This is a genomic window from Okeania sp. SIO2F4 (assembly GCF_010672385.1).
In the GTDB taxonomy this organism is placed as follows: domain Bacteria; phylum Cyanobacteriota; class Cyanobacteriia; order Cyanobacteriales; family Microcoleaceae; genus Trichodesmium.
Genome location: NZ_JAAHGT010000662.1, coordinates 1 through 5,548, shown reverse-complemented (window position 1 = coordinate 5,548; position 5,548 = coordinate 1). Strand labels below are relative to the sequence as shown.

Annotated in this window: 4 protein-coding genes and 1 pseudogene; 3 read left to right on the top strand and 2 right to left on the bottom strand. The window is 36.2% G+C overall.

Annotated features, from left to right (window positions below):
- The first annotated feature begins 692 nt into the window (after positions 1-692).
- Positions 693-2,287: pseudogene (locus F6K22_RS43175) on the top strand (IS1634 family transposase).
- 57 nt (positions 2,288-2,344) lie between these two features.
- Here F6K22_RS43175 and F6K22_RS29910 read toward each other — a convergent pair.
- Positions 2,345-2,581 carry a hypothetical protein gene (locus tag F6K22_RS29910; protein WP_293106563.1) on the bottom strand — a complete coding sequence of 79 codons (237 nt, stop codon included), beginning with the start codon at positions 2,579-2,581 and terminating at the stop codon, positions 2,345-2,347.
- A 436-nt stretch (positions 2,582-3,017) separates the two neighbouring features.
- On the opposite strand from F6K22_RS29910, the gene bioD reads away from it, so the two are divergent.
- Complete coding sequence (gene bioD / locus F6K22_RS29905) at positions 3,018-3,710, top strand: dethiobiotin synthase (protein ID WP_293106561.1); 693 nt, start codon at positions 3,018-3,020, stop codon at positions 3,708-3,710.
- 41 nt (positions 3,711-3,751) lie between these two features.
- On the opposite strand, the gene F6K22_RS29900 is transcribed toward bioD, so the two are convergent.
- Positions 3,752-3,883, bottom strand: coding sequence for a hypothetical protein (locus tag F6K22_RS29900; protein WP_293106558.1), 132 nt, complete (start codon positions 3,881-3,883; stop codon positions 3,752-3,754).
- Between the two features lie 268 nt (positions 3,884-4,151).
- Here F6K22_RS29900 and F6K22_RS29895 point away from each other — a divergent pair, with 268 nt between their 5' ends.
- Entirely contained in the window at positions 4,152-5,369 is a 1,218-nt protein-coding gene (locus tag F6K22_RS29895) for a M20 family metallopeptidase (protein ID WP_293106555.1), read from the top strand.
- Positions 5,370-5,548: the final 179 nt, after the last annotated feature.

The window sequence follows — 5,548 nt, the reverse complement described above, 5'->3', positions numbered from 1 at the left end:
AGCTCTTCTAACGCACTACACCTCATTCATTCTCAATAAGAGTTTGATTTTAGTTGAAGTATTCTTCAGTTCCCGAACGCAAATTCGTCTCTATATATAGCTTTCAACTAGCTTGTCACCCCGTGAGCTATTTGTGACATCTTTAAAGCGGTTTTCATATGAATAAACCACGGCATCATCTTGAGTAATTTGAGCGATCGCTCAAATTGCAGTTTTCATCCTTGATAGACCACACTCTCCTCCAGAAACCCTAAGTATCGTATATTAGACCTCTGGTGGAAAAGAGGGAGTAGGGGCGAAGAGCGAATCGCCCGTACGGGAGTAGGAGGAAAGAATTGATGGTTTATACGTATGGGATTGATTTAATTTTTGATTATCACGCCTATGTCTATTTATTCAGTCATAATTTGAAGAACGAGGGCTTTTATACTAACTCCTGACTCCTAACAATGAGTTTAGTAGTCTACTCAACTGAAAAGCGCTGTAAAGTTAATTGGTATAAGAGACACTCAAGACACTCAAAAGTCAAAAGTTTAAAGTAACCTACATTTTGTGCTTCAACTTGTATTATAATAGCCTACAGAAAACTTGTGTATTTAATTAAGTAGAATTACTTATGGTGTTTAGTGACTTCAAGTGAGATCATAAAGCTAATCAGCTCATAATTTTTAATATTAAAAAAATGTCAGTAGATGGAAGAAATAACAGTCAAAAATATCGACCACTTAGGAATACTGGCAGGACTAATTGATGAGATAGGAATAGTGGAAATAATCAACCAAAAATTATGAGTTAATAGTCGAGAAAAAATTACATCAGGACAAGTAATTAAAGCCTTAATTATTAACGGGCTAGGAATGGTATCACGTCCTCTATATTTATTTAGTAATTTCTGGGAATACAAGGCTGTAGAAAAATTCTTAGGAACAGGTATAAAAAGTGAATATTTAAACGATGATACTCTCGGTAGAGTGATGGATGACATTTATAAATTAGGGTTAACAAATTTATTTGTAGAAATAGGACTATTAGTTACTAAAAAGTTTCAAATTGAAACAAAATCTGCTCACTTAGATTCAACATCATTTCATTTGCATGGAGAATATAATCATATTGAAACTACTGAAAACTATCAAAAAAGTACAATATTTACTCAGGAAAAACCTATATTAATTACAAAAGGCTATTCTCGTGACCATCGGCCAGATTTCAAACAATGTCTATTAGATTTAGTTGTCAGTAGTCATAGTGGAATACCATTGTTTATGAGAGCTGCCCATGGGAATGAATCAGATAAAGCAGTATTTGGTGAAATTTTAACGGAAGTGAAAAAACAAATCAAACTAGATAGTATTATGGTCTGTGATAGTGCCTTATATAGCCACGAGAATCTGAAATTAATTTCTAATTTAAAATGGATAACTAGAGTCCCAATGACTTTAAAAAAAGCTCAAGAAGTAATTGAATTAGACATGGAAAAAGTAAAAATTTCCTCCTCAAAAGACCCATAAATTAAATAAATAACTAGGGTTATTCAAGAAAAAGGATAGAAATGGTTGGAGCAAAAAGTTACTTATGCTGGTATTACACAAAGATGGTTAATTGTGGAAAGTGAACCCCGGAAAAAAAGTGATATCCAGAAGTTAGAATCGAAAATTGAACAAGAACAAAAGACGGCATTAAAGCTAGTAAAAAAATTAGAAACAACTGGATTTGATACAGATTTCCCAGCTCAAAATTACTTAAAATATATCAACAAAAAACTGAAATTATGGAATGTGGAATCTTGATAAATCAAGGAAAAAATCTTAAATAAACAGTCTATATTCTCTCATCATCAAATAACAATTCAACCAAGAGTCTCAGAGATTATTGAAGAAATTTAGTGGCAGGTCGATTTATTCTGGCGACGAATATTGAGTCACATTCAGAAATTAAAAGCCCAGAAATACTGTGGAACTATAAAAATCAACAGGCTGGTGAAAGAGGTTTTAGCTTCCTCAAAGACCCACAATTTTTGGCCGATAGTTTTTTTGTAGAAAAACCCCAAAGACTGGAAACAATATTGTTGATTATGTCACTGTGTTTATTAGTATATAATCTCGGCCCAAGAGAGCTGAAAAATACTTTAAAAAGAACAAATAATGGAGTTAAAAACTAGTTAGGAAAGCTGATAAATACTCCGACATTAAGATGGATATTTCAATGGTTTCAAGGGGTTCATTTATTAATAATAGACCGGTCTCCAAAAGTAGTTAATCTCACAGAAGAACGGAGCTTAATTTGATAATTTTTACCCTCTTGTTGTCAAAAATATGATCGCTAATGTGCATTGGGTGTGCAATCATTCTCCGGAGAATGCTGCGATCGCCATGGCGATCCGCACCGTCCGCAGCACCATCGCAGCACCTGCTACATGAAAATTGATTGATGCTTTCAACTCCAGTGTAGTTACTCCTGTGTTTCCTGCTGCCAACAGAACTCCCTGGTTCCCCAACAATACTCGTGCTACTCCTAGAATTTTATGTTCTATAGAATGAATTTGTTTAATTTGTTGGCTCAAATTCTGATGGTGATTCATGTATCCCTTTCTACTACATTATGAAGTGCGGAATGTGGGAAGTAAGATTTTATCGGCTTAAAACTTTGACCAAAAAATCAGGTCAATAACCTCCCCTTTCAAGGGAATGAAAAAAAATCAACTTCAGTATTTCAAGCCAGATGCTTCAGTCAGAGGTACTAATAACTGATAACTGAAATGACGCACTCAGTAATTTCCAATTTTTGATGATACAGTTATGAGGAGAGCTTGGAGTAGTTATTTATAGTTACCCCATACTAGAAGTTTGTTTTCGCCTCAAACTATTATAGCAAAAGTTTTTCATAAATCAGCGACGAGAAAATTAGAGCCAAAATTAGGAGCAAAGCTGCTGAAATTCTTTACAAAAAAATAGTAAGTGCTTTAAGATCGAGTATTACAATGAAATAATCATAAATGAAACTCCAGGATAGACATCTTGAAAGAACTGTTAATTACGGCAACTGATACGGACGCTGGCAAAACAATATTGACGATCGCTCTTACTGCCTACTGGCAAACCTACCACAAAGACCTTAAATTAGGTTTATTTAAACCTATTCAAACTGGCATTGGCGATCGCGAACTCTACACCAAACTATTTTCCCTAGACCAATCCCTTGACGAAATTAATCCTTTATGGTATGAAACACCCGTTGCTCCTCCGGTAGCTTCAGAACGGGAAGGTCGTCTGGTAGAATTAGATCGGGTATGGTCAACCTTTACAACCTTGCGACAACAAAAAGATTTTGTATTAGTTGAAGGTTTAGGAGGACTGGGTTCCCCTGTAACTCATGAACTCACAGTAGCAGACATAGCTAGAGATTGGCATTTACCTACTATTTTGGTTGTACCAGTCAAATTAGGGGCGATCGCTCAAACTGTAGCAAATGTCGCCCTAGCTCGTCAAATGAAGGTTAATCTTTTAGGAATTATTCTTAATTGTGTGAAACCTTGCTCAGAAAAAGAAATAGCTGACTGGACTCCAGTTGAACTAATTGAATCCTTAACGCAAGTACAAGTTTGTGGAGTTATACCACATTTAGCAGATATTACTGACTTAGGTAAATTAGCTAAAGCAGCTTCTAACCTAGATTTAGAAAAATTTTTGCCAGTATTAACCAAAGTATAGCAGAAGTCAGGAGTCAGGAGTCAGGAGTCAGGAGTCAGGAGTCAGGAGTCAGGAGTTAAATTCTTGCTTGGTGGTGGTGCATTGTAATAGTAGTGCATTGTCATTATATTTGTTACGAGAACAGTGGGAGCATCTTGCTCCCGTGCCAGATATTCTTTTTTCCTGTATACCATAGTCAGAAGTTAAATTCTTGGTGGTGGTGCATTGTAATGGTAGTGCATTGTCATTATTAGGACTTACGCAGACAAACTCAAAAACCTGGTTTTTCCTAGATGTCTATAATAAAAACAATGATTTATCATAAAAACCCGGTTTCGCGTGCGTAAGTCTTGATTATGTTTGTTACGAGAACAGTGGGAGCATCTTACTCCCGTGCCAGATATTGTTTTTTCCTGTATACCATTACTATACAGGACTACCAGATTCTTAATTATCAAAAATATGGTTTCAACTATTCAGACCTCAAATTCTGCGATCAAATCTCAACTGCGCTCAGACATTAGCAAACTGCAACCTCTATTAGTTGAGTGGCGACGACATCTGCATAAAAGACCGGAATTAGGTTTCAAAGAACACTTAACAGGAAAATTTATTTCCCAAAAATTACAAGAGTGGGGCATCGAACATCAAACAGGAATTGCTAACACAGGTATAGTCGCAACTATTAATAGCGGTAAACCCGGTCCTGTACTTGGTATTAGAGCAGATTTAGATGCGCTACCAGTGCAAGAATTAAACGATGTTCCATATAGATCGATACATAATGGTATTATGCACGCTTGTGGCCATGATGGACATACAGCGATCGCTCTCGGTACTGCCTACTATCTCGCTAATCATCGTCAAGATTTTAGTGGTATAGTCAAAATCATTTTCCAACCTGCCGAAGAAGGACCTGGAGGCGCTAAACCAATGATTGAAGCGGGAGTGCTGAAAAATCCTGATGTAGATACCATCATTGGTTTGCACCTGTGGAATAATCTCCCCCTAGGAACATTGGGAGTCCGCAGTGGTGCATTAATGGCAGCTACTGAAAGATTTAGTTGCACAATTTTGGGCAAAGGTGGGCATGGAGGAATGCCACATCAAACAGTAGATTCTATTGTAGTTGCAGCACAAATTGTTAATGCTTTACAAACAATAGTAGCTCGGAATATTAATCCTATAAATTCAGCAGTTGTCACCGTCGGGCAGTTGAATGCAGGTAGAGCATTTAATGTTATTGCCGATACTGCCAGAATGAGTGGTACAGTCCGCTATTTTAGTTTGGATTATCAAAATTATTTTAGTAAACGAATTGAGCAAATAATTTCTGGAATTTGCGCAAGTTATGGGGCTAAGTATGAGTTTAATTATACTCCACTTTATCCGCCATTAATTAACGATTCAAAAGTTGCGGATTTAGTTAAAAGTGTTGCTGAATCAATAGTAGAAACTCCTGCTGGTGTTGTACCAGAATGTCAAACTATGGGAGGTGAAGATATGTCATTTTTTCTACGAGAAATACCTGGTTGTTATTTCTTTTTAGGTTCAGCAAATGCGGAGAAAAATTTGGCTTATCCCCATCATCATCCTAGATTTGATTTTGATGAAACAGCTTTGGGAATCGGAGTAGAAATGTTTGTCCGTTGTGTAGAAAAATTCTGTAGTTTGGAATAATTTATTTTGAGAATATAGGGTTTTAATTCTTAACCGGATTTGTCGATGACAGTCCGGTTTATTTAATTTTATATAGTAATCCTAAATGATTTGCGAGAGAAAGCTGTAGGGGTTTGGTTTCCAAATCCTATTTATGCGCTTGGTTTGGAGAACAAACCACTACGTTAACGAAGTTAGAA

Coding starts and splice junctions, on each gene's coding strand:
- F6K22_RS29910 (WP_293106563.1), bottom strand. CDS start 2,581: ATGAATCACCATCAGAATTTGAGCCAACAAATTAAACAAATTCATTCT.
- F6K22_RS29900 (WP_293106558.1), bottom strand. CDS start 3,883: ATGGTATACAGGAAAAAAGAATATCTGGCACGGGAGCAAGATGCTCCC.
- F6K22_RS29895 (WP_293106555.1), top strand. CDS start 4,152: ATGGTTTCAACTATTCAGACCTCAAATTCTGCGATCAAATCTCAACTG.